Consider the following 24,167-nt stretch of genomic DNA (forward strand, 5'->3'; position numbering starts at 1 on the left):
GGAGCGAAGGTATGAACATTCAAGATAGTACACTTTTGTCCACTAGTCGCTCGAGCAACGAACTCCATCATTGTCGCCTGTGTGGTTCGGTTTTGAAGCACACGTTCATTGATCTTGGACTGTCGCCTCCTTGCGAGAGCTTCATCCTGCACGAACAGATCGACTCCATGGAGTCGTATTATCCTCTCCACGCTTTCGTTTGTGAAGAATGCCTGCTTGTGCAGCTGAACGAATATGTCAGCCCGCGGGCGATCTTCGAGGAATACGCATACTTTTCTTCTTATTCGACGAGCTGGGTCGCACATGCACGGGAATATTGCCGTCAGATGGCGCAACAGTTGAAACTCAACCATGACAGCCTCGTGGTCGAGTTGGCCAGCAATGACGGATACCTGCTGCAGCATTTCATCCCGCTCAATGTTCCCGTGCTCGGCGTCGAGCCGGCCGCCAATGTCGCGAGAGTCGCTATAGAGAAGGGTGTCCCGACCCGGGTTGAATTCTTTGGCGAGAGGTATGCGCGGGAGCTCATTGACGAAGGGCTGCGTGCGGACCTGATCGTCGGCAACAACGTTCTGGCGCAGGTTCCGGATCTCAACGATTTCGTGGCTGGCATGAGGCTTCTGTTGAAGCCAGAGGGCGTAATCACTCTCGAATTTCCTCACATCGAGAAGCTGATCGCGGGGAACCAGTTCGATACAATCTATCACGAACACTTCTCCTATTTCTCGCTGCTGACGATCCAGCACATGGCCAAGAAGCATGGCTTTAAAGTCATCGACGTGGAGGAGTTGACAACGCATGGCGGATCGCTACGCGTTCATCTCGTGCATCAGACCAGTGCACGGCCGATTCAACCTAGTGTAGCGCGTGTATTGAACAATGAGATCAACGCTGGCCTCGACAAGATCACCGTTTACACCTCATTCGTCGAGCGCGCCCGCAAAGTGAAGCGCGAACTGCTTCTCTTCCTGATCGGGGCGAAGGAAGCCGGGAAAACCATCTGCGGCTACGGTGCGCCCGGCAAAGGTAATACGCTGCTCAACTACTGTGGTGTTGGAACGGATTTTCTCGATTTCACCGTAGACCGCAATCCCTACAAGCACGGTCGCTATACCCCAGGGATGCATATTCCGATTGAACCCGTCGAGGCTATCGACCTGATGAAGCCCGACTACATTTTGATCCTGCCCTGGAACCTCAAGGACGAGATCGTAGCGCAGATGCGCCATGTCCAGGAGTGGGGCGCAAAGTTCGTTGTCCCCATTCCGAGCGTCAGCATCATCGACCCGAAGGGACTGAAGCCATGAAAGTCGTTCTGTTTTGCGGCGGCATGGGCACCCGAATTCGCGAGTATTCGGAAAACATCCCCAAGCCGATGATTCCGCTGGGGTCGCAACCGATTCTCCGGCATGTGATGCAATATTATGCCGATTATGGGCACGATGATTTCATCCTATGTCTCGGATACAAAGCAAATGTTGTTAAGGACTTCTTCCTCAACTGCCGGCCGCAGACATTCTCGGATTGCATCGTCACCGGCGATGGCAATGTAGAGGTGTTGGGAGAGTCCCAGAAGGATTGGCGCATTTCGCTCATCGACACCGGAATCTGGCGTAACATTGGCGAGCGGCTCTGGGCGGTGCGTGACCGGGTCCGCAATGAAAAGATATTTCTTGCCAATTACAGCGATGGTCTGACTGATGTCGACCTCGACGACATGGTCAAACGATTTGATTTGAGCGGCAAGATTGCTTGCTTCCTGGCAGTACGTCCGCCGCTCACCTACCATCTCGCCGACATTGCGGATGATGGCCGTGTTCGCGAGTTCCGCTCATCTGACCGCTCCGATATCTGGATCAACGGTGGTTACTTCCTGTTCCGCGGTGAGATCTTTGACTACATGCGGGAAGCTGAGGAGCTTGTCCTGGAGCCTTTCACCCGGCTAATCGCCGATGACATGCTTATGGCCTACAAGCATGAAGGCTTCTGGCGTTCGATGGATACGCTTCGCGATTGGCAAGCGCTTCAGGAGATGGTCGAGCGGGGCGATATGCCCTGGATGGCGCACGGTGCAGCAAAGAGCAACGCCAAGATCCGCACGGTCAAGGCGCTATGAAACAATTGCCTTTGGCGAAGCGGGGAGACCGTCTCTCCGTGCTTTGTCTTGGCGCCCATTCGGATGACATCGAGATCGGCGCCGGCGGAACAATCCTGAGTCTCATATCCGAAGGGGTGCTTCTTGATGTGCACTGGTGCGTGCTGAGTGCCACAGGCATCCGTGCCCGTGAGGCGAAAGATTCGGCTCTTGCCTTCCTCGATGGTGCAGCCTCCCATAACATCGAACTCGCCGAGTTTGAGGACAGTTATTTTCCCAGCCAGACCCGTGATATCAAGAAACGCCTGACGGCACTGCGCGATCGAGTGGCACCCGACGTGATTTTCACCCATGCCCGCGATGACGCGCATCAGGATCACCGCGAAGTTAATCGGCTGACAACCAATATTTTCCGTAACCATCTCGTCCTCGAATATGAGATCCCGAAGTGGGATGGCGACCTGTCGCAGCACAATACCTATGTTCCGCTTACCGAGGCGATAATGGACCGAAAGGTGGAGCTTCTGCTCAAATATTTCGGTACGCAGCGATCCAAGGACTGGTTTGACGATTTGACTTTCAAGGGCCTTGCCCGCTTGCGTGGCATTGAGTGCCGCGCGGAGGAGCGCTTTGCCGAAGCCTTCACAAGCCGGAAGCTCTCCCTGGCGGTCGTGTCCCGGCAGGAGGTGTAGGGGCTGTGGGGTGAGCAGCCCGCCGAGCGACCGCTACGAGTCATGCCATGGATCGTGTCCCCGGGAGCGGTGTAGGAGCGGCGAGGTGATCACCGCGATCTCCGGCAGGGCCGGAATGGTCAGGCGGCCATGATCGGCAGGCTGACGAGGGGATCATCGCCGATGGCGGCGACGCTTTCCAGGGTCATGTAGCGGCTGCGCTGGACAGCCCATTCGTCGTTCTGCCCGAGCAGCAGGGCGCCGACCAATCGGAGGATGGCAGCCTCGTTGGGGAAGATGCCGACGACCTCGGTCGTGCGCTTGATCTCGCCGTTGAGCCGCTCCAGCGGGTTGGTGGAGTGGATCTTGGACCAGTGGTCCTTCGGGAAGCCCATATAGGCCAGGACATCCGCCTCGGCCTGGTCCATGAAGGCGGCCAGCTTGGGCAGCTTGGGCCGGAGCTGGTCAGCGACCTTGCGCCATTGCACTTGGCCGGCGACGGCGTCCTCCTGGGCGAAGGCGGTGGCGATGAAGGCCGAGACCACCCGGCGGCCGCTCTTGCCGGCGTGGGCGAGCGCATTGCGCATGGGCCGAAGGCAACGCCCGAAGGGCGGTAATTGGACCCGACAGCGCTGCCAGGTGGCGGCCAGCACCTGGGCGACGGCGGCGCTGCCACAGGGTCCGAACCAGCGCTGGTCGCTCGACTTCGTGGCCGACGCGCCCGGCAAGCCGGTGCAGATCGCCTTCGTCGAGAGCCTCAACGGCCGGCTCCGCGACGAGTGCCTGAACGAAGACGTGTTTTCACCAGCCTGGCCGAGGCCCGCGCCGTCATTGAGCGCTGGCGCCTCGACTACAACCAGATGCGGCCGCACTCGGCCCATGGCGGCCTGACGCCCCAGGCCGTGTTCATCCGGTCCGCGGGCGACCGGCTGCGCAATCCCGGCCAGCTCCGCCGGTCGCCCGCTACCATCGCGACGGCGGAGAGGGCAATATCAGCAACCCAGGGCTCTCATCATCCGTGAGGGACCGACCGGGAGCAGGTCAGGGCCTTGCGTATAGGCGCTTTCGAACTCGGCAATGAACTTCCGGTCATATAGATCTCGGCGCGCCGCCATCGCCGGGCCCGACACGAGCGCCTCGTTTGACTGTTACTGCGCGCTCAGCACGCTCACCTCTTGTGCTTTGACGATTGGCGGCGGATTCCACCTGCCGGTCAGCGCTTCGCTCTTGGGGCTGTACAGGCGCATGGTCACATTGAACCCGCCCTTCGGCGATGGCAGCCAGTTAGCCTCCTTGTCCTTGCCCGGACTCTCGTTCTGGAAATAGAGATCCAGTGATCCGTCGGCATTGTAATGGAAGGGCATCCATGAACTCACCGCCTGCCGATCAAGACTGTTGGGATAGGCGAAGCCGGCAGGGTCGTACATGGTGATGGACCAGAAAGCGTTCACAGGCGGTGTGGAGCCTTTGTCGAAGTGGATCGTATACTTGTTCGACCCGTCGAGCGGCTTGCCGGATTCGTCCGCCAGATTGAGCGGATAGATCGCGTCCTCCGGCAAGTTCGCCCCGAGGCCGAGGCGGGTGACGATCGCCCTCTTGAGATAGTAATTGCCGTAGACGCCCATCGTATCGGTGTTCATCGACCAGCCGTTGACGACCCGGGCGACCGTCGGCAGCTTCCAGTCCATGAGCTTTTGCCCGTCCTCCGGCACTGTATCGAGCGCTTTTGCGATGATCGGATCGACCTTCGAAATGTCGAACGGCTTGCCGGGCTCGATGCCGAGCTTCTTCATTTGCGCAAGGATCGGCTGGTCCGTGAGGTGGGGCGGCTGCAGTCCCATGAGCTCAGCCGCATAGGCGAAGTAACGTCCAGCCGGCATCGTGTCGACCTGCTCGCGCGGCGGCGTCTTCATGTCGATGGAGGGATCGACTTTGAGCTCAATCGCCTTGGGCGTCTTGCCCCACTCCGACAGCAACGTCACCGTAAAGCCCGCCTGAATTTTATGCACGGCGTCATAGTCCGAAGGTCCGTCGGTCTTCGTGCGTCCGATGATCCAGACATAGGGCGTCGGCGCGTCGATCCGCTGAACATCCTTCGGCAGCTTGAACTCATCAATGAAGCCGTCGCGCAGATCGGGTCGCCAGCCAGGCGGCGTCACGAGGAAGTTGGCTGCCTGCGTTCCCGTGGTGCGCCAACCGGGGGATGCGAACACGTTCGTCCACATGTCGAGCATCGGCAGCAAGTAGTAGCGGCCGTTGGTGTCGGGGACCGAAACAACAACCGGCTCTTTCAGCAAATCGAGATAGGCAATCGAATAAAGTGTATCGTAATTTGTGCGGACAACAGATTTGTCGCCGGCAGGGGGATAGGCCGGAATGTTGTGAAAAGCATTCATCGGGCCGCGACCAAACTCTTTATCCGTATTGGTCAGCTGCTTGCGGGTAATGTCCATCGTGACGAGCGAGTAGAGATAGACATAGGCGTCCACGCCGATGGCGTGCGCCTCGTCCTCGCTGAGTTTTGGAGCCCCGTCTTGCGCGAGGACTGGTGGCACGGTCATTGCTGAGATGAAACCCGCCGCCACCAGGATCGAAATCGCTCTTCGCATATCTCACTCCTTTGCTTTCACGAACGCTGCGCACCGCAGGACGCCGGCACTGATAGAGGCGGGGAGTGCTCGTCGGGGCGTCGGCAACCGTGGCCATTTCGGCGCTCCACCCTGTTGTCGGCCCGCCGTTGATCGACAAGGCAGGCCTTGGCCTTGCCTCAGGGGTCCGGACGTCATCAGTCCATGGTGATCTCGATCGCATCGGCGCCAAGGCTGAGCATCAGCCCGGTCCGCTTGGCGACCAGGTGCATGACGACGCCATCGTCGTTCTTCAGCCAGAGGTCGCCCCCGCTTGTCGTGCCGATGGCGAAGCCGTAGCGGCCCTGGGCGTAGGTTCCTGGGAAGTCCTCGATGCTCCGCAGATTGTAGACCTCGCCGCGGGCTTCGACCGTCGACAGGCCGATGCCGCCGATGCCGACCCCCCCGACCTTGAACGGGTAGCTCCGACCGCGGAAATCCACGGTGCCGCCGCCGCCGCTGCCACTGCCGATATAGGCGGCCTGGACCTCGTGCATTTCCACCGTGCCGTCCGGCGCCTGGCCTGCGACCGTCGGGGGAGCGCCGGACTGCTGGCTCGAGCAGGAGGCAAGCAACAGCGCTGCGGCCGCCAGACATGCGCCTTGCCATATCGTCCGTCGGGGGCAGATGGTGGCCTGTTGAAATGCCAAGTTCATCACGGCAATCGCTCCATCTAAAACGGGTGGGGAAGTTGAATCAGAGCTGGACCGACATACTCCGTGCGAACCGGGCGGACGCCGGCTGAGTGTTCGTGGTGCCGCGCCGCCGGTCCTTGACGTCCGCCATAGCTCATGGGCAGCGGTAGGCGATTTGCCCGCAGGCGTTCACGACCTGCACGCAGGCGACCGCAACAGCCACCATAGCGAGCGGCCCGAGTGCATGGCCGGCGGACCTCGAATGAGCTTCTTGGCAAATGGTGGTCACCATCGCCGCGTTGGATCGGGAGGGTGCCGGTTGCGGCAGCGCTTGGACAGGTAACCACGGGTAATTTACCGTTGCATTGGTTGTAGATCGGCATGGGGTGCCGGTGCCGATCGGGTGGAGGGCGCTCTCCGTTCGGCGCCAGCAGGCATAGAACTGCAGGACGCACTCATAGGAGCTGAGCTGCTCCGGCGTCCTGCCGGTCAATCCGGTGATCTGGTGTCCGTGAATGGCGCCTTGGCGCTGCGCCACGCCGTCGACGACGCGTCGCGCGATGCCTGCCAAAGAGCGATTGCAAGCATCGCCGTCACGAAGCCGTGAAACACCACCACTGGCCACAGCAACAGGCCGATGAAAACGCCCCCCACCCCGAGCCATCCGAGGTAAACTGTAGTGAGCGTGTTGTAGGCGAGCAGCGCTGCCAGCGCGGAAATTCCGCCGCGATCTTGGCGGCCAAGCCAGCAGCCGAGCACCAGCGCGACGAGCGCAATACCCGCTACGCGCGCGGTCACGGCCGCGATTTCCGGAAGGTCGGCACCGAGAAGGAGCGTCGCGACCAGAGCGGGAACCGCCATCAAGGCAAGGCCGGTCGCCCCTTCAATCGCGACATCGAACGGCACCAGGATATCGCGCAGACCGCTCATCTCTTTCCGCGTGGCATAGCGATCGAGCCGCATTGTCGTGCATCCTCAATTGGACAATCCCTTGGTCGGCTCGACGATTCAGCAGGCGGGCAGGGCAGTCTGGGGCGAGTATGGCTCGCCCCAGGGTGGATGTTCCCAAGATCAGCCGTTCGTCCCGAGTTTGATCGTCAGTTTTTCGAGCTGCCCTGTGAGCGGAAACGGGGAGACATAGTCCGCGTCGTCTACGCCGGTTCCGGTGTCGGAGCCGATATCGAAGGTCTCGCTCGCCTCGAGTGCGAAAGGCAGGGTGTGAGGCAGTTGCCCGCGCGCCACTTCCACGCCGTCAACCTTGATCACCCCGGTGCCGCCTTTCCCGAAGCCCGGTCCATCATAGGTGAAGACGAAGTCGACAATGTGCTTGCCCGCCGACAGAGCCTGCTGCGACTCGATCCGCGGCCGTGCGAGGTCAAGAAGACTATAGACGAAGATCGGCTTTCCCTTGAGGAGGTAGAATCCCCAGCCGGCGAAGCGGCCGCCCTGGGTGACGAGCATCCCCTCGCCGCCGCCGGCTGGGACCTCAATCTCCGCACTTAGGGAGAATGATTTGTTGAGAATGTTCGGCGCCGTTCCGAGCGGGGTTCCGACGAGTGGCTGTGTGTAGACGAACTCATCGCGGCCGGCCACGATGCTCGGCCGAGGGGCGACGAAACGGGTGAGGGCTGACGCGTCGAGTGGCAGGACCTGATATTTCGACGCTTCGATCCAAAACAAGTCCTGGAGTTCAGCCAACTTGGTCGGATTGGCTGCGGCGACGTCGTTATTCTGGGTCCAGTCCTTGGTGAGGTCGTAGAGTTCCCACTTGGCGTCGTTGACCACGTCCTTCGGATCGGGCGCCGTGCCGTTCCATGGAGTCCGGAACGGCACCGTCGATGCCATCCAGCCGTCGTGGTAGATGCCGCGTTCGCCGAACATCTCGAAATACTGGGTCCTGTGCTTCGACGGGGCATCGGCGTTGGTCTTATCGAAGGTGTAGGCCAGACTCACGCCCTCGATCGGCGCCTGGTCGATGCCGTCGACCACATCGGGAGCCTGGATTCCGGCCGCCTCAAGGATAGTCGGCACGATATCATTGACATGATGGAACTGATTGCGAATGCCGCCAGCGTCGATGATGTGGGAAGGCCACGAGATCACCATGCCATTCCGCGTGCCGCCGAGATAGCCGGCGACCTGCTTGGTCCACTTGTAGGGCGTGCTCATCGCCCAGGCCCAGCCGACGGCATAGTGAGGGTAAGTCTCGGACGAGCCCCAGACGTCGTAGAACGGCATCTGATCTGCGACCGGCACCTCGACGCCGTTGAAGAAGGTCATTTCGTTGGGCGTACCCTCAGGCGAGCCTTCGGCGCTGGCGCCGTTGTCGCCGCTGATGTAGATGATGAGCGTGTTATCGAGCTTGCCCATGTCCTCGATGGCCTGGACCACGCGGCCGATCTCAAAGTCGGTGTAGGCGAGGTAGGCCGCATAGACTTCCATCTGGCGTTCAAAGAGCTTCTTTTCCTCAGCGGTGAGTTCGTCCCAGTTCTTCAGAAGATCGTGCGGCCACGGCGTGAGCTGCGCATCCTGGGGGATCACGCCCAGCCGCTTCTGGTTGGCGAAGATCTCGTCACGGAGGGCATTCCAGCCCATGCTGAACTTACCCTTGAACTTGTCGATCCACTCCTGGGTCGGATGGTGCGGCGCGTGGGTGGCGCCCGGAGCGTAGTAGAGGAAGAAGGGCTTTTTCGGATCGAGGGCATTGATTCGCCCGAGGTAGTCGATGGCGTCGTCCGCCATGTCGGTGATCAGATTGTAGCCGGGGTTGTTCAGATACGGGTAGATGCGGGTCGAGTTGCGGTAGAGATCGGGCTGCCACTGATTGGTTTCGCCGCTGTTAAACCCGTAGAAGTACTCAAAACCCATGCCATTCGGCCACTGGTCGAAGGGGCCGGCCTGGCTGGTTACGAAGGCTGGTGTGTTGTGGTTCTTGCCGAACCACGACGTGGCATAGCCATTGGCTTTCAGGATCGCGCCGATGGTGGCCTTGTCCCTGGTGATGACGCTGTTATACCCCGGGTACCCGGTGGATGCTTCACTGATGACGCCGAAGCCCACCGAATGGTGGTTCCTTCCCGTGATCAGCGCCGCCCGGGTCGGCGAGCAGAGCGCGGTGGTGTGGAACTGCGTGTAGCGAAGGCCGGAATTGGCGATGCGGTCGAGGTTCGGCGTCGGGATGACCCCCCCAAAAGTGCTCGGCGCGCCGAAGCCCTCATCGTCGATGAGGACCAGGAGAATGTTGGGCGCCCCTTTCGGAGGGACGACTTGCGGCTGCCAGAAAGGCGTGGAACTTGGGGCATCGAGATTGATCGTACCGCCGAACTTGCTCGGCCCGTTCGGGATGCGCAACGGATTGATCGGCGCCGTCGCGCTTGGCGAACCCGGCACGGCGTTGACTTCCTGGGCTCCTGCCGAAGCGAAGGCCAGGATCATCAGACTCAATATTGAAAGAAACAGCCTGCCGGTCTTCATTATCGTGTCCTTCCCAATTCAGGCGCTTTCTTGGCTAGGGTGCTGTTGCTGCAAGGATGCGATCCGGATAGCGACTTGCCGCCGCCGTTTCTAATAACAGGGTGGGTACGGGTAATACCCGCAGGGCGGGCGGACATACGGATGGTAGTAGGGGTGGTAGTATGGCGCGGCTGTCGCTCCACCATACCAGGCGGCTCGGTACGCACTGCGGCGCGCGACACCGGCGACCGATAGCGGCGTGAACGGCAGGCCGATGATGTCGATGAAGACCGAGGCGGGCCCTTCGGCGCCGGCGAGGTCGCCCTCGAGGACCTCGACGGTGAAGGCCAGCGTGTCGCCGTCGAGCTTCGGATCCTTCAGCACGACGACAACATCGCTCACGCCTGAGGCGTCGCTGCTCAGCACCGACACGGTGGCGTTCGGCGGATCCTTGGCAAACGTTCCGGTCCCCGGCGTCCACTCGCGCATGAGGTGCGCGGTGAGCGCGTGCCCAGCAGAGCGCACCGGGCGGTCGGCGAACACGATCGAGTTCGGCGATACGCCGGTCAGCGTGAGCGTCGTGCCGTCCAGGCTGGCGCCGCGCGCATTCATCACGATCAGCGATGGCACCGTCTCCTTCTTGGCTGGTGCGCCGATCGTCTTCTGGGCGGGCTCGGTCATCGCATCCTGCGCCGGCGCCAGCCCCGGCGCGCAGAGCAGTCCGCCCACGACTGCGACGACGTAGGCGGTCCGAGCGATCCGGGTTTGCCTGCCCTTGACTCGAGGTACGACGTGCATGACGCAGCCTCCCTGGTTTCCTTTGTGCGGTCTGCCGCTTGGGCCTTGCCGCCGAAGGGTGTTATGGCGAATTCAAGATCAGTAGCGCAGGGAGACGACAGCTCTGCGTCGAGTGCGGCGGGCGCCGGTCGCCGCCCCGAACACCCCGATGGTTTGGGGGGCAGCCGCGGTCGCAGCCGTGACCAAATCTCTCGTCATCTTGCGAGCCTTCCTCGAGCGGGCGATCGGCAGTGGACGTTCACTCCGATCCGGCCGTTCGACTGCGTCCTGTGGGTGGCGGAGCTTGCTCCCCAAGAAAGCGGCCTTCGCGGATCCGACCATCATCGGAAACCGGGACCGCGCAAGCCGACGCCGACGCCGTGAAAGCCGACGCCGACGCCGCCGCCCACTCCAATCCAGTCGATGAACAGCGTGGTTGCGCCACCACCGTCGGGAAGTTCGCCGTCAATGAGCTTGTAGCTGTAGATGAGATCGGAACCCTCGATCTTCGGGCCGGAGATCTCGACGACAGCAAGCGAGTTATCCGGTTGCCCCGGCTCATAGACGGACAGCGTGGCGTTCGGTGGGTCGGCGCCGAAATTGTCCTTGCCGGCTTTTTCTGTCCATTCGTCGAGATAGTCGGCCATTTTGAGATGCCCGGCGAGACGGACCGGACGATCGGAAAAGTAGAGCGTCTGCTGACCAACGTTCACAAGGCGGAGGGTCTTGGCTGTCGCGTCCATTTTGAGGTCGTCGGCAATCTGGACAAACATGAGCATTGGTTTGGGTTCGTCGGCACTCGCATCCGCCGCTACGGTGAGTGGCAGTCCTGGACCGGCGATGACTGCGAGGGCCACCGCGGAGAGCAACGCCCGCCGGGAATGGCTGACGCGCCTTTGGTCGTCGTTCGGGTTCATGGCATCGGTCCTCGTGATGCGTCTTGCTCAGTTCCGTTGTTCAGCCAGTCTTTCAATCGCTTCGGTAAGCTCGATTGGTGATGCCGCCGCGTTTTCGTGTGCTCAGCGGCTCCGACCGTGCGGCCGCGGTCAGAACCGGATGGTGACGCCGAGGATCGGGCCGTAGAGTGCCAGGTCGTCGAGGGGCGCATGGCCGCCGAAGTCGTAGCCGAGGTAGCGGTATCCGATCGCACCCGAGACCGAGTTGCTGAAGGAGTATTCGACGGCGCCAAGCACCTGCCAGGTGAGGTCGGAGTTGCCGGCGCCGATGTCGGCATAGCCGAGCAGTGAGAAGCCGTCGCCGAGTTCGACGCCGGCGCGGACACCGACGATGCCGTCGACGATCGTGGCGCTGCTGTCGGAACTGCGCGAGCGGTCGAACGGGCCCTGTCCTCTCAGATCGCTGTCGACGGACAGTGACACGATGCGGGCGCCGACCAGGAGGTCGACGCCGAGCTTGGACTCGTCCACCACCCGGGCGGTGGCGCCGACCGTGGCCAGGAGCGCTTGCATGTCGACCTGGTACTTGGTCCGGAACGGGCCGGACAGGGTGCCGTCGACGCCAGCGGACACGTAGTCGAGATCGAACAGCAGCCCGATCCGGTTGTAGCGGACCGTTCCGGCGATCATGGCGGCGAATTGGAGATCGCTGAGGATGTCCGAAAAGCTCTTGTCGACCGAGAGCGACGGGATGCGGCGGGTCGCCCGCGTGCTGCCGCTGACCGAGGGCAGCCAGGCATAGGGCGTGACCCGGATGAACCACGGGCCTGCCGTTTCGCTTGCTGGCGCCGCGGCGTCCTGGGCCACGGCCGCAGTCCCGAAGGCCGCGCACCACAGCACTCCAGTGCACGCGCCGATGGCGAGTGCTCGTCGGGTGGCTTCGGCAAGGTGCATCGCCAACTCTGCTTTCCTCCCTGTTGTCGGCCCGCCGTTGCACATGCAAGGTAGGCTCTGCTTCAGGTCGCGGCTGTCATCGGTCCATGGTGCCGCCGCCGCTGCCGCTGCCGATATAGGCGGCCTGGACCTCGTGCATTTCCACCGTGCCGTCCGGCGCCTGACCCTGGACTGTCGAGGCGACGCCCCCTGGCTTCCGGCTGGAGCACGCCACGCGCATCAGCGTTGCGGCCGTCAGGCATCCGCCGAACTGTCTCGTCCACCGCGGGTGGGCAGTGACTTGTCGCAATGCCAAATTCATCGCTGCCATCGCTCCATGCGAAAATGGGCCCGAAAGCTGAATCAGGGCAGGGTCGGCATTCGTTCAGCACCTGCGATGGCCAGACCGAGCCCCACTATCGAGTTCAGCCGGAATGGTGCCGGTGACGGCAGCGCTTGGACAGGTATCCACGGGTAATTTACCGTTGCGGCGGCAGATACGGTCCGCCGGCGAAGCGGCTAGATTCCCGCTGGCGGGACGTTGAGCCCGGCCTTGCGCAGCCCGTCGACGATCGCGCGGATGATCTCCGGTGCCACGTTCCGGGCCTGCAGGTCGGTCACGGCTCGGTCGCCGTAGTCGGGACTGAGCTGCAGCAGCAGGTCGATCTCCGCGGCCGCCTCGTCGTTCCGTCCGAGCCGGGCATAGGCGATCGCATGGGCCACATGCGTGAACCGGTTGTCCCGCTGGTCGATCTTCAGGGCCTCGGTCAGCGCGTCCTCGTCACGGCCGGCCATGTAGTGCGCGAGAAAGAAGCCGAGGCGATAGATCGAGGGCTGGCCCGGGTTGCGGGCGAAGGCCTCGGTCAGGAGCGGCAGGCCGTCGGCGAATTGTCCTCTCAGGCACAGGCGGCCGCCGAGATCGGCCAGGAGCTCCGCATTGTTCGGGTTGCGGGCCAGGCCGGCGCGGGCGGCCGCAAAGCTCTGCTCGACATCATGCCTCAGCCAGAACACGAGATGCTGAGCCTGGTAGCCGAGCGGCGCATCGGGGGCCAGGACCACGGCGCGCTGCGCCAACGCCAGCGCGCGTTCCAGCGGATCGAAGGCCACAGAGGCCGGCTGTATGCCGAAACGCACCAGGTCGGCATAGACCAGGGCCAGCGCGGCCCAGGCATCAGCGTAGTCCGGGTCATCGACGATCGTCCGCTCCAGGCAGTCTCGCACGGACGGGTACAGGGCGCTCTCCGTTCGGCGCCAATAGGCATAGAACTGCAGGACGCACTCGTAGGAGCTGAACTGCTCCGGTGCCTTGCCGGTCAATCCGGTGACCTTGTCCTCGTAGATGGCGCCGTAGGGCTGCGCCACGCTGTCGACGACACGTCGCGCGATCTCCGCCTGGGTGTCCACGATCCGGGCGGGAATGACCGGGCTCTCATAGGATTGCGACCAGAGATGGCGTCCTGTCTTGCCGTCGACCAGCGAGACCAGCAGCCGGATGCGGTCTGGCGTCGTGCTGATGCTCCCCGACAGCACGTAATCGGCCGACAGCTGCCGCGCGAGGGCGCCGGCGCCGCTCCCCGGACCGAGCTCGAGGCTGGTGTCGGTGCCGAACACGAAGAGGTTCTTGTGACGGCTGAGCGCGGCAATGATTTCACGGGTCAGGCCCGTTCCGAGACGGAGCCGGGTGGCGTCGGCGTCGCGTTCTTCAAGCAGCGCGACCACAACCGCCGGGCCTTGCCGCCTGGTCGTCTCGGTCTGCGTATCGGAGGGCCAAGGGAGCGCCCCCAGGCGCCAGATGGCGACCAGCGCGACGATCGCGACCAGGGCCAGGATGCCGTGCCACGGCAGCCATCGGGACAACCGGCTGATCCGGCTCCGCGGGGATGGGGGCTCGGCTGGGACGCCCGCGGGATCATCGACCGGATCCGGCAGATCCGCCGCTTCCCTGACGGTGAAGATCGGGACATAGCCGCCCTTCGGGATGGTGACGCGGACCGCGTCATCCTGGCCGCCGGTGAGATAATAGCGGTCCAGTGCACGACGCAGCCGGCTGGCCTCGATCCGAACGATCGGATCGATCTGCGGGTCGAAGCTCTCATCGCGATCGAAGACCGCCATGGCGACGCTGTAGCCCTTGATGCGGTCGGCCCGCCCGTCGAGCGTCTCTTCAACGACGTGCCGGAGAAAGCGGTGGTTCCGCTCGGAAGCGTCGAAATCCTTGCTGGTCAGAATGTGTTCGAGCGCCTCGCGGATTGCCTCGGCCGGCGGCCCCGGTGACGTCGCGTCCGACATCACGGTGCCTCCCGAGAGGCGGCCATAGTGGCAGGGCAGGCCGTGGCCGCGCGCCGGCAATTCGGGAATCGCGATCTCTTCGGAGGTTCGGTTTCATCGCTCCGCCCGGCCTCGTTGAGCCGGCTCTCAATTGCCGCGCCGGAACGTCGATGGGTCGACGCATCCATGATGTGGTCGCCTCCCTGCGGCGCCATTTCGAATTGTACAGTAAATTACTCCCCCTCGCCCGGTTTTCGCCTGATCCTGATCAAGGCAGCAGATGCTCGGCTCGGCAACGAGCGACCGCCGGCACCCGCAGCGGCCGTTTGGGAGGGCTGCCGATGCGATGAAGAAGGCCATCGAGCGATTCCCGCACTTGGCGCATCAGATCGGCCGCCTAGCCGAACAGAATGAGACCTTCCGCTCGCTGTGCGAAGACCACCAATTGGCTGTGGAGGCCCTGGACACCCTCATCATCAGACGACCGCACGACGACAAGGTGATCGGGGAATACCGCGTGCTTGTGGGGGAGCTGGAAGCGGATATCGAGGCGGCCCTGAAAAAGGGGTAACGACGGCGCAGATCGTCGGACCGGTCTTCCGTTTGTTGTACGAGCATGCCGGAACTCGCGCGGGCTGCTGGCAGGGGGTCGTTCCCGCAGCAACCGGCCGCCCTTCGGATGACTTAAGGGGGTAATTTACCTCCCGGCTACCCGTAGGCAACTTCGCCGCGCTGCTGGCGTGATGCAGCCTGAGATGTCGAGACTCCCGATCCTCGACTCCACCGACAAAATGCAAGGGAGGTTCACATGACCGTATCGGCCCGGACCCGCGCATGGACATTGAGCGGACTGGCCGCGTGCCTGTTCTGTCTCGCCACAAGTGATCTGTCCCCCGTCGCAGCCCAGGAAGGCGCCGGCGCGAGCGTATTGACGACGGCAACCGCGACGGTGCAGTCGATTGATCTCGAAACGCGGATGGTGACGCTCAAGGAGAGCGACGGCCGCATCTCGACCATCCATGTCGGCCCGCAGGCCGTCAATCTTCCGCAGGTCAAGCCCGGCGACCGCGTCGATGTCAGCCGCTACGAGGCCGTGGCCATCGATGTCACCAAGGCGGCTGCTGGCTCGGTGCCGATGGTGACCCAGACGACGGAGGCGGGGCGGGCCGAGCCGGGTGAACTCCCCGCCGGCGAGGCCTCGGTGGTGACCAAGGTCACGGCCCAGGTCGTCGGCATTAACGTCGCCGAGCACAAGGTCATGTTCATCGGCCCGGCCGGCGTGGTCCGCACGGTCATCGTCAAGAGGCCGCAAGTCCAGCAACTGCTGAACCAGCTGCAGGTGGGCGACATGGTGGAGATCTCTTTCGCGGAGTCCGAGGCTGTCTCGGTGACGCCGGCAACATAGCAAGCACGGAGGTGGGGCCCGGCCAGCAGATCGGAAGACACCGGTGCATCCGTCCCCAGACCTGACCGCGGCGCCGGATCGCGAGGACGGTGCCTCGCCCGGCCGCGTGATGGAGTGCCACGAATGCGGCTTGCGGCATGTGGTGCCGCGGCTGGTGGACGGCACCGCCGCCCGCTGCGTGCGCTGTGGCGCGCTCCTGCACCGGTTCCGCGCCACCTCGCTCGACCATGCCTTCGCCTACGCCTGCGCCGGGCTGGTGTTCTTCCTGATGGCGAACTTCCTGCCGTTCATCTCGCTGGAGATCTCGGGACGGGTGCAGGCGGCCAGCCTCGTCACCGGGATCTTCGCCCTGTACGGCCAGGGCTTGTGGGAGCTGGCGGCGGTGGTCGCCCTCACCATGTTCGTCGCCCCGGCGCTCCGGCTCGGCACCTTGTTCCTGGTGCTGGGCGGCCTGCGCCTGAAGCGGCCGCCGCGCTGGCTGCCACAGCTCTACCGCTGGGCCGTGCTGCTCGGCCCCTGGGCGATGATCGAAGTCTACATGCTGGGCGTCTTCGTCGCGTATGTGAAGCTGCTCGACCTCGCCACCGTCGTGGTCGGCCCGGGCCTCTATTCGGTGGGTGCCCTGATGCTGGCGATCATCGCCGCCGGCACCGCGCTCGACACCGAGACCGTGTGGCAGGAGTTCGAGCGGCGCGGCCTGATCCCGCGGCCGCCGCCGGTCGATCCGCGCCGCCCGGCCTGCCTCTGCCACGCCTGCGGCCTGGTCTCCAACCTCCCGGCGGGCGGGCATGGCGGCTGCCCGCGCTGCGGCGCCGCGCTGCACCGCCGCCGGCCGGAGAGCCTGACCCGCACCTGGGCGTTGGTGGTGACCGCGATCATCCTCTACATCCCGGCCAATCTGTTCCCGGTGATGACGGTGATCTCGCTCGGCAGCGGCGCGCCGGACACGATCATCAGCGGGGTGATCGAGCTGGCCGATGCCGGCATGTGGCCGCTGGCGGCTCTGGTGTTCTTCGCCTCGATCACGGTGCCGGTGCTGAAGCTGATCGGCCTGATCCTCCTCCTGGTCTCGACCCAGCGCGGCGCCAGGCGGCACCTGAGGGACCGCACGGTGCTGTACCGCATCGTCGAGGCGGTCGGCCGCTGGTCGATGATCGACATCTTCATGATCTCGATCCTGGTCGCCCTGGTCCAGCTCGGCGAGCTGGCGACGATCGAGCCCGGGATCGGGGCCGTCTCCTTCGCCGCCGTGGTGATCATCACCATGGTCGCGGCGATGAGCTTCGATCCGCGTCTGATGTGGGACGCGGCGGGAGAGAACCATGACTGAGGCCCTTACCCTTCGCGATACGATCGCCCCGACGCCGCCCGCGCCGCGCGTCGACCGCAAGCGCCGACTGTCGCCGATCTGGCTGATCCCGATCGTGGCGGCGTTCGCGGCGCTCTATCTCGGCTGGATCACCCTGTCCGAGAAGGGGCCAACCATCACCATCAGCTTCGAGACGGCGGACGGGCTGGAGGCCGGCAAGACCCTGATCAAGCATAAGGAGGTGGTGTTCGGCACGGTCACGAGCCTGGCCTTGACCGAGGACCTCAGCCATGTCGAGGTCACGGCCGAGATGACCCAGGAGGCGGCGCCGCATATGCGCCAGAGCACCCGCTTCTGGGTGGTCCGGCCCCGGCTCTCCGCCACCGGCGGCCTGTCCGGCCTGAGCACCCTCATCTCAGGCGCGTATATCGAGCTCGATCCGGGCCTGGGCGACAGCGCGCGCCACTTCACTGGCCTCGAAGATCCGCCGGTGGTGCGGGCGGACATGCCAGGCACGGCATATGTCCTGACGGCGAACCGGATCGGATCGGTCGGGCCGGGCTCGCCGATCTTCCTCCGTGACGTCCAGGTCGGCGAGGTCATGGGCTTCGATTCCACCGACCTCGAGGCCGGTGTCACCATCCACGCCTTCGTCCGCGCGCCGTACGATCGCTACGTCCATGACGGTACCCGGTTCTGGAATGCCTCGGGCATCTCCATCGGCACAGGCCCCGAAGGCTTCAAGATCCAGTTGGAGTCGCTGGCGGCGGTGCTCGCCGGCGGCATCGCCTTCGACACCCCGGCCACGGCCCGCATCGGGGAGCCGAGCAAGGCAGGCGCCGTCTTCACCCTCTACAAGGACGCCACCAGCAGCCAGGAGTCGGACTACACGATCCGGCTGCCCTATCTGGTGTATTTCGACGGCTCGGTGGATGGGCTCGCACCCGACGCGCCGGTGGAGTGGCGCGGCATCAAGGTCGGCCGCGTCGTCGACCTCCGGCTGGAATACGATGCCGCGGCCGACAAGCTGCGCATCCCGGTGGTGATCGAGATCGAACCGCAGCGCGTCGCGCTGGTTGGCGAGAAGCAGGGCTTCGGCTCGGGCGAGTACATGCCCGAGCTGGTGCGCAGAGGCCTGCGGGCCCAGTTGAAGACCGCCAGCCTTCTGACCGGCCAGTTGATGGTCTCGCTCGACTTCATGCCGGACGCGCCGCCGGCGACGATGGGCACGGGCGAGCGCTACCCGGTGATCCCGAGCGTCCCGGGCGAGTTTGCCGCCGCGGTGCGGTCGGTCAACGGCATCCTCGAGAAGATCTCCGCCCTGCCGCTCGACCAGGTGGTGCAGCAGGTCGACGCGACGCTGAAATCCTTCGAGACGCTGGCCGCCTCGCCGGACGTCACCGCATCACTGCAATCGCTCGCTGGGACCCTGATGGCCACGCAGCAACTTGTTTCGCAGGCCAACACAGATCTCAGGCCGGTGATGGACAAGCTGCCTCCGCTTTTGAACACGGCGCAGCAGGCGGTCCAGCGGCTGAGCGGGACGTTGGCCTCGGTCAACAACGGCTACGGCAACGACTCGACCTTCAGACGCGACCTCGTGAGGCTGATGAGCCAGGTCGACGACACGCTCCGCTCGGTCCGCGTCCTGACCGACTATCTGGAGCAGCACCCCGAATCCCTGATCCGGGGCAAGAGCGGAGGGTGACCGGTGCCGATGTCCCGCACGCGGCGCAACCTCCTCGGCATGGTTATCGCCGCGTCGCTGTCCGCATGCGCCTCACCCGCGGCCAAGGTCTACACCCTGGTGGCGGTGCCCGGGACGGCCGTCGGCGGCCGGCCGGTGACCGCGTCGGTGGCGGCGGTCGACATCGCCAAATATCTCGACCGGCCGCAGATCGTCACCCGCTCGGGCACGGTCGAGCTCGGCGTCGCCGAGTTCGAGCGCTGGGGCGAGCCCCTGGCCAACATGGTGCAGCGGGTGTTGGCGGAGGATCTGGCCAGGCGCCTGCCCTCGGGTTCGGTCGTCACCACCAGCCGGACCCTGTCGGGCGACGAGGCCGTGACCGTCGAGCTGGCCGTGGCCCGTTTCGATCCCGATGCGGACGGCACCATCGTTCTCGCGGCGCAGTGGCGCCTGCAACGCAAGGCCGGCGGCAGGGCGAAGACCGAAACCGCCCGTATCACCCGTCGCCCGGCCGATGAGACCACGGCCGCCGAGGTTCAGGCGATGAGCGATGCCCTGGGCGAGCTCGCCGACCGCATCGCCGGCGGGCTGCCGGCCACCCTCAGGCGAGGGTGACGCAGCATAGGGAAAGACAACAGCATGAGCTGCGGTATCCGGTCCTCTCTGTCAGGTGTCGTTCTCATCCTGCTCTCCCTGGGTGTCGGACCGGCAGATGCCCAGACGAATCCGCCGCCACCGGCCGGGATGACCCAGCAGCAGTATGACGAATTGGTGAGGTCGGTCGGTCAGTCGGTTGTCCAGACCCTCACCGAGAAGGGACTGGTGGCACAGTCCTCTGTGCCTCCCTTGATGGCCAAGCCAATCGAGGTCGATGAAGAGACGTTGATGGCCGAGCGTGTCCGCCAAATCCTTGGCAGGGTTCCGAAGGTCCTTGGCGGGTACCCGGGCGTCTGGACGGACCTGGCAGGGCTGCCGAACCGGTTGGACAGGACGATGGCGGCGGGGCGCGGCCTCTGGGCCTATCTCGGCCTGCTCGCCATCACGGCGGCCGCAGCGCTTCTCGCCGAAGCCGGCGTCCGACGCCTCACCCGCGCCAAACGCAATGTCATGGTCCAGCAATTCACCGCGGCCGGCGGGGCCTGGCGCGTGGCGGCAGTGGCGCTCCTGGATGGGCTTGCGGTTGTCGCCCTCTGGATGGTGGTCCACCTGACTCTCGGCGCCTTCTTCGCGAAGGCGGGGGGGCAGACCCGGTTCGCGGCGATCGTGCTCACGGGACTCGTGGTCTGGCGCGTGTTCCTGCTGTTCTTCCGACTTTATCTCCGACCCGAACTCGCCGCGGTACGGATCGCGCCGGTCACCGACGAGAGCGCTCATCGCCTCTTTAGGCTATACGGGCTCATCGTTCTGGTCTTCATCCTCGCGAGGGCTTGGATCGACGTTCTGGTCTCGCCGGATGCCATTGCGGCCGCGATGCTCACCAACAGCGTGGCGGGACCCGCCATGGTCTTGTTCGCGGTTCTTTGGACGCGGGCCGATGTCCGCAGCTGGCTCCTCGGGCTTGTCGATGAGGACTCCCGCAGGAGGAGCGCCAAGGCGGCTCTCGCTCGGCACTGGCATTGGATCGCCCTGCCGATCGTGGTCGTCCTTGGGCTCACGCGCGCCTATGACGCGCTGTCCGATCACTTCGACGTTCCCATCGGCGCGATGCTTACGCTCAACATCATCATCGGACTGCTGCTCGCTGAGACGCTGTTGTCCTTCATCGTGAAGAGTCGCCGCGCTTCCGCCCTCGCCCGATCCGGAGGCTCGGAACCCGGCAGATTGTTGCCCTTCCTTGTCCGGACGGTTCGCGCCACGATCTGGGTCGTGGCCGCCGCGGTGCTGGTTCGGACCTGGGCCGTGGATGTGTTGAGCCTCGTCGACGAGCAGGGCTGGAGCGAGCTCAGCCGCGCCTGGACCACGACTGTCGTCACCGCCCTGCTGGCCTACTTTGCCTGGGAGGCCGTCCATTTTGCGACCGAGCGGCGCAGCGACCGACCGAAGCCAGGGGCGTCCGGACTGGAGGCAGAGACGGGACGGACGCCCGTCAACGCCACGCGTCTCGAGACCCTCGCGCCCATCCTGCGCGTCGCGCTCGGCATCGTCATCGTCGTGACGGCGGCGCTGACGATACTGGCGAGCCTGGGCATCAGCATCACGCCTTTGATCGCCGGCGCTTCGGTGTTCGGCCTGGCGATCTCGTTCGGCAGCCAGACCCTGGTCCATGACATCGTGTCCGGCCTCTTCTATCTGGCCGATGACGCGTTTCGCGTCGGCGAATACATCGACTGCGGCAAGGCGAAGGGTACGGTGGAAGGCTTCACCCTGCGCTCGATCCGCCTGAGGCACCAAAGCGGCCAGATCCATACGATTCCATTCGGACAGCTTGGGCAGATCACCAATTTCAGCCGCGACTGGTCGACGCTGAAATTCAACCTCCGCCTCGCCCGCGATACCGATCTCGACCAGCTGCGCAAGGTCACCAAGAAGGTCGGTCTGGCGATGCTCGAGGATCCCGACTTGAAGGATGATTTTCTGGAGCCGCTCAAGCTGCAGGGGGTCGCCGATGTGGTCGACAACGCCACCGTGATGCGGTTCAAGTTGACGGTGCGGCCGATCCGGCCGTCCTACATCCAGCGCGACGCCATGAAGCGCCTCATCGCGGCGTTCAAGGAGGCTGGAATCGAGTTTGCAAGCGCCGCGGTCGCCGTTCCGCCGGTCGGTGGGCCGTCAGTGGGCATTGCGGCCGCGGCAAGCGCGCCCTCAACGAGAGCCGGCTGAGGCGGCTGCCCGGCATTCTGCATACCGAGTCAGACCGCCCGCGGGGAGAGTTCCATGACACCTCACGTGATCGAGGAAACCAGCAGAGGACGGTGGGCGTGGCTGCGCGCCATCCTGATGCACGAGTTCCGCAAGCTGCTGCCGCCGACCATATTCTTCTTCCTCGGATTCAACCTGATCCTGTTCAGCAAACGGCTCTTCCTGGCCGACTACCTGATCCAGTTCAGCGGCTTCTTCCTGGCGACGACCGCGGCCCTGGTGGTCGGCAAGGTCTTGCTGATCGCCGACACCATGCCGTTCCTGCGGCGCTTCGATAAGGCGCCTCTGGCGCAGCCCATCCTGTTCAAGACCGTGGTCTACTCGCTCCTGGTCTCCGCAGCGCGCCTCCTCGAGGTGTTCATCCATTACCTGATCCAGGGCGGCAGCATAGGTGGCGGCGGCTTCCTGGACGAGATCCTGGGCAGCTTCAGCTGGGACCATTTCATCGTGACACAGATGTGGGTCTTCGTGCTGTTTCTCATCTACGTCACGGCAAGCGAGATCAACGAGCTCATCGGCGACGGCGAACTGTTCAAGATCATGTTCACCCGACGCTCGTCGGAGCTGAAGTCGACGCGTCGGGCTCGCATCCGGCTGCTGGCTCGGCTGTCCCGATTGACCGATGCCCATCCAATCGATGTGCTGCGCGACCCCAAGACGGCACCGCATGCCGAACTGGTGGCGATCCTGCGGACCTTGACGCACGGGACAAGCCCGGGATGAGTGGTTTGGCGTCGCGACCGCGGTGGTTCTGCGATCCGGAGACCGCGACGCAGCCTTCCCGTCATCCTCGTGCCAAGAGTGACGATCTGGTTCGGTCCCAAGGCACCGGCAAGCCGCGAGAGCAACTGGGTGCAGGCAATGCCCGAGAAAGGCTGGAGCTTCCTCACTCGCCTCTACGCCCCGCCGCAGCCGTGGTTCGACACGTCACCCACGGTCCGGGAAGCTGGCCGCTTCGCCGGTGGGCTGGATCGGCCGCCGCAACGGTAAATTACCCGTGGATACCTATCCAAGCACTGCCACCACAGGCACCCTCCAAGCTGAAAGCGAAGAGCGTGGCCCGGCCTGGCCATCGCAGGCGCCGATCGATGACGCAAACACAACGGCAGGGCCATGGTTTGCCCGAATTACGCCCTATGCTTGGCTGCCCTCGGTCAGCGGCAGCACCGGCGGCGACCGCCGTGTCCCATCGCTGTCGATCGGCCAGAGCTTCTCGGGCATCCCCAGCGATCGCAATTTCGCCGGCATGATCGCCGGCACGGTCCACGGCGAGCGGATCGGGCTGCTCGTCGATTATGCCGTCCGAGCGAAATCGAGCCGGTGAAGTGACAGGCCAATCCACCACAGAAAGAACTGAACAATGCAACCCACCGGTCTGAACACAGTGGCCGCGCCACGATCGCGGCGAGGAAGCGCCGCGATGCATCTGGCGGCAGCGGCAGTGGCCGTGATCGTCGGGCTGGGCGCAACCTCAGGAGCGACAGCCGATGAGGCAGACGCCAAGACCCTGTTCAAGGCAATGTCCGATTACCTGGCGGCTCAGAAGGCCATATCGTTCGGGTACGATACCAACTTCGAGGTCGTCACCAAAGATCAGCAGAAACTCGCGCTGGCGAGTTCCGGTACGGTCACTCTCAGCCGGCCCGACAAGATCCGCGTCACGCGTTCAGCCGGGTTTGCGGATGTCGAGATGATCTTTGACGGGAAAACGCTGACGCTGCTCGGCAAGAATGCGAACTTCTACACTCAAATCGCTGTGCCCGGCCAGATTGACAATCTGGTCGACGAATTGCGCGACAAACACAACAAGCCCCTCCCTGGTGCAGACTTGCTCCTGTCGAATGTCTACGATGTGCTGATGCCTGATGTCGTCGACGTGAAGGACCTCGGCAGCGGTGTGATCGGTGGCGTTGAATGCGATCACCTCGCTTTTCGAACCAAGGACGTCGATTGGCAGATCTGGATCGCACAGGGGGACCGTCCCTATCCGTGCCGATATGTCATCACCTCCAAGCTCGTCGCCGGTGCACCGCAATACAGTCTCCAGATCAGGAACTGGAAGGCCGGAGCTGAGGTCGCGTCGGAGGATTTTAGCTTCAAGAATTCAACGAACGCCAAAATGATGGACCTGAAGGAACTCCCTGACATCGGTGATCTGCCGCAGCATTTTGCCATAGGAGGCGTCCAATGACCGCGTTGAAGCTGTTTGCCGTCGCTCTGGTGGCTGGGATCGTCGGGCTTGGAGGGCTCGACCTCGGAGAGCGGCTTTCGATCCCTGGCGTGCACGGCATGATTTCGACGGCCGAGGCCAGGGTCGGACGCCCGTTGACACCGGTGAGCGTTGCCGGAGTGGGACGGCGCACGGTTCGGCGCTGTGCGGTGGGCGTGTATAACTGTTAGAGGCGGCAGCGTCGTTGCGAGCCATTCCACGCCGCTGGCGCGGCCCCGGAAGGGAGAAGAAGTTCGGAACTTCTTCAAGAGAAGCAGCTGGTTTTTGACTGCGAAGGACGGGTTGCCGCCACCGATCTGCCTTCGGCCGCAGGATACCCCAC

At 63.9% G+C, this 24,167-nt stretch carries 23 protein-coding genes and 2 pseudogenes; 15 read left to right on the top strand and 10 right to left on the bottom strand.

The genetic code is table 11. From position 1 onward, the window contains the following. The first annotated feature begins 11 nt into the window (after nucleotides 1-11). From AAHM41_RS17695 to AAHM41_RS17705, 3 genes are read left to right on the top strand one after another with little or no spacing between them, the layout of a single operon-like run. Nucleotides 12-1,307 carry a class I SAM-dependent methyltransferase gene (locus tag AAHM41_RS17695; protein WP_342237884.1) on the top strand — a complete coding sequence of 432 codons (1,296 nt, stop codon included), beginning with the start codon at nucleotides 12-14 and terminating at the stop codon, nucleotides 1,305-1,307. Beyond that, the gene (locus AAHM41_RS17700; RefSeq protein ID WP_342237885.1) at nucleotides 1,304-2,116 is read left to right on the top strand and encodes a sugar phosphate nucleotidyltransferase; all 813 of its coding nucleotides are present in this window, start codon (nucleotides 1,304-1,306) and stop codon (nucleotides 2,114-2,116) included. Before AAHM41_RS17695 ends, AAHM41_RS17700 begins: the two co-directional genes overlap by 4 nt. Beyond that, nucleotides 2,113-2,787 carry a PIG-L deacetylase family protein gene (locus AAHM41_RS17705; RefSeq protein ID WP_342237886.1) on the top strand — a complete coding sequence of 225 codons (675 nt, stop codon included), beginning with the start codon at nucleotides 2,113-2,115 and terminating at the stop codon, nucleotides 2,785-2,787. Before AAHM41_RS17700 ends, AAHM41_RS17705 begins: the two co-directional genes overlap by 4 nt. A gap of 119 nt (nucleotides 2,788-2,906) precedes the next feature. Here the strand turns inward: AAHM41_RS17705 and AAHM41_RS17710 are convergent. Further along, nucleotides 2,907-3,434 (bottom strand): annotated as a pseudogene (locus AAHM41_RS17710) (transposase); the annotation flags it as partial. 49 nt (nucleotides 3,435-3,483) lie between these two features. Here AAHM41_RS17710 and AAHM41_RS17715 point away from each other — a divergent pair. Further along, nucleotides 3,484-3,788 (top strand): annotated as a pseudogene (locus tag AAHM41_RS17715) (integrase core domain-containing protein); the annotation flags it as partial. Between the two features lie 126 nt (nucleotides 3,789-3,914). Here AAHM41_RS17715 and AAHM41_RS17720 read toward each other — a convergent pair. The 9 genes from AAHM41_RS17720 to AAHM41_RS17760 all read right to left on the bottom strand — a co-directional run bounded on the left by AAHM41_RS17720 (nucleotide 3,915) and on the right by AAHM41_RS17760 (nucleotide 14,376). Next, on the bottom strand, nucleotides 3,915-5,375 hold the full coding sequence (locus AAHM41_RS17720; protein WP_342237887.1) for a DUF1254 domain-containing protein: 1,461 nt from the start codon (nucleotides 5,373-5,375) through the stop codon (nucleotides 3,915-3,917). 176 nt (nucleotides 5,376-5,551) lie between these two features. Further along, complete coding sequence (locus AAHM41_RS17725) at nucleotides 5,552-5,896, bottom strand: hypothetical protein (protein WP_342237888.1); 345 nt, start codon at nucleotides 5,894-5,896, stop codon at nucleotides 5,552-5,554. Between the two features lie 621 nt (nucleotides 5,897-6,517). Beyond that, nucleotides 6,518-6,991 carry a hypothetical protein gene (locus AAHM41_RS17730; RefSeq protein ID WP_342237889.1) on the bottom strand — a complete coding sequence of 158 codons (474 nt, stop codon included), beginning with the start codon at nucleotides 6,989-6,991 and terminating at the stop codon, nucleotides 6,518-6,520. Nucleotides 6,992-7,099: 108 nt separating this feature from the next. Further along, nucleotides 7,100-9,502, bottom strand: a complete 2,403-nt coding sequence (locus AAHM41_RS17735) for an arylsulfatase (protein WP_342237890.1) — start codon at nucleotides 9,500-9,502, stop codon at nucleotides 7,100-7,102. A 90-nt stretch (nucleotides 9,503-9,592) separates the two neighbouring features. Further along, the gene (locus AAHM41_RS17740; protein WP_342237891.1) at nucleotides 9,593-10,279 is read right to left on the bottom strand and encodes a hypothetical protein; all 687 of its coding nucleotides are present in this window, start codon (nucleotides 10,277-10,279) and stop codon (nucleotides 9,593-9,595) included. 320 nt (nucleotides 10,280-10,599) lie between these two features. Beyond that, nucleotides 10,600-11,175, bottom strand: coding sequence for a hypothetical protein (locus tag AAHM41_RS17745; RefSeq protein WP_342237892.1), 576 nt, complete (start codon nucleotides 11,173-11,175; stop codon nucleotides 10,600-10,602). A gap of 129 nt (nucleotides 11,176-11,304) precedes the next feature. Next, nucleotides 11,305-12,021 carry a hypothetical protein gene (locus AAHM41_RS17750; protein WP_342237893.1) on the bottom strand — a complete coding sequence of 239 codons (717 nt, stop codon included), beginning with the start codon at nucleotides 12,019-12,021 and terminating at the stop codon, nucleotides 11,305-11,307. A gap of 163 nt (nucleotides 12,022-12,184) precedes the next feature. Further along, nucleotides 12,185-12,328, bottom strand: a complete 144-nt coding sequence (locus tag AAHM41_RS17755) for a hypothetical protein (RefSeq protein WP_342237894.1) — start codon at nucleotides 12,326-12,328, stop codon at nucleotides 12,185-12,187. A 278-nt stretch (nucleotides 12,329-12,606) separates the two neighbouring features. After that, the gene (locus AAHM41_RS17760; RefSeq protein WP_342237895.1) at nucleotides 12,607-14,376 is read right to left on the bottom strand and encodes a tetratricopeptide repeat protein; all 1,770 of its coding nucleotides are present in this window, start codon (nucleotides 14,374-14,376) and stop codon (nucleotides 12,607-12,609) included. Nucleotides 14,377-14,701: 325 nt separating this feature from the next. Here AAHM41_RS17760 and AAHM41_RS17765 point away from each other — a divergent pair, with 325 nt between their 5' ends. From AAHM41_RS17765 to AAHM41_RS17810, 11 genes are all read left to right on the top strand, one after another. After that, entirely contained in the window at nucleotides 14,702-14,926 is a 225-nt protein-coding gene (locus AAHM41_RS17765) for a hypothetical protein (protein ID WP_342237896.1), read from the top strand. Nucleotides 14,927-15,163: 237 nt separating this feature from the next. Next, nucleotides 15,164-15,760 (top strand): hypothetical protein, encoded by a 597-nt coding sequence (locus tag AAHM41_RS17770; RefSeq protein WP_342237897.1) that lies wholly within the window; start codon nucleotides 15,164-15,166, stop codon nucleotides 15,758-15,760. 43 nt (nucleotides 15,761-15,803) lie between these two features. After that, a complete protein-coding gene (locus AAHM41_RS17775) occupies nucleotides 15,804-17,090 on the top strand; it encodes a paraquat-inducible protein A (protein WP_342237898.1) in 1,287 nt (428 codons plus the stop codon). Continuing rightward, nucleotides 17,083-18,777, top strand: coding sequence for a PqiB family protein (locus AAHM41_RS17780; protein WP_342237899.1), 1,695 nt, complete (start codon nucleotides 17,083-17,085; stop codon nucleotides 18,775-18,777). The genes AAHM41_RS17775 and AAHM41_RS17780 overlap by 8 nt, the downstream gene beginning before the upstream one ends. 9 nt (nucleotides 18,778-18,786) lie before the next feature. After that, nucleotides 18,787-19,371, top strand: coding sequence for a PqiC family protein (locus AAHM41_RS17785; RefSeq protein ID WP_342237905.1), 585 nt, complete (start codon nucleotides 18,787-18,789; stop codon nucleotides 19,369-19,371). A 24-nt stretch (nucleotides 19,372-19,395) separates the two neighbouring features. Next, on the top strand, nucleotides 19,396-21,576 hold the full coding sequence (locus AAHM41_RS17790) for a mechanosensitive ion channel family protein (protein ID WP_342237900.1): 2,181 nt from the start codon (nucleotides 19,396-19,398) through the stop codon (nucleotides 21,574-21,576). 54 nt (nucleotides 21,577-21,630) lie between these two features. Next, a complete protein-coding gene (locus AAHM41_RS17795) occupies nucleotides 21,631-22,338 on the top strand; it encodes a hypothetical protein (RefSeq protein ID WP_342237901.1) in 708 nt (235 codons plus the stop codon). 78 nt (nucleotides 22,339-22,416) lie between these two features. Beyond that, nucleotides 22,417-22,605, top strand: a complete 189-nt coding sequence (locus tag AAHM41_RS40630) for a DUF1214 domain-containing protein (protein ID WP_446719461.1) — start codon at nucleotides 22,417-22,419, stop codon at nucleotides 22,603-22,605. After that, a complete protein-coding gene (locus AAHM41_RS17800; RefSeq protein WP_342237902.1) occupies nucleotides 22,577-22,939 on the top strand; it encodes a hypothetical protein in 363 nt (120 codons plus the stop codon). Before AAHM41_RS40630 ends, AAHM41_RS17800 begins: the two co-directional genes overlap by 29 nt. A 96-nt stretch (nucleotides 22,940-23,035) precedes the next feature. Further along, nucleotides 23,036-23,806, top strand: coding sequence for a DUF2092 domain-containing protein (locus AAHM41_RS17805; protein WP_342237903.1), 771 nt, complete (start codon nucleotides 23,036-23,038; stop codon nucleotides 23,804-23,806). Then, the gene (locus tag AAHM41_RS17810) at nucleotides 23,803-24,015 is read left to right on the top strand and encodes a hypothetical protein (protein ID WP_342237904.1); all 213 of its coding nucleotides are present in this window, start codon (nucleotides 23,803-23,805) and stop codon (nucleotides 24,013-24,015) included. Before AAHM41_RS17805 ends, AAHM41_RS17810 begins: the two co-directional genes overlap by 4 nt. The last annotated feature ends 152 nt before the right edge of the window (nucleotides 24,016-24,167 follow it).

Source organism: Inquilinus sp. OTU3971, assembly GCF_038440215.1.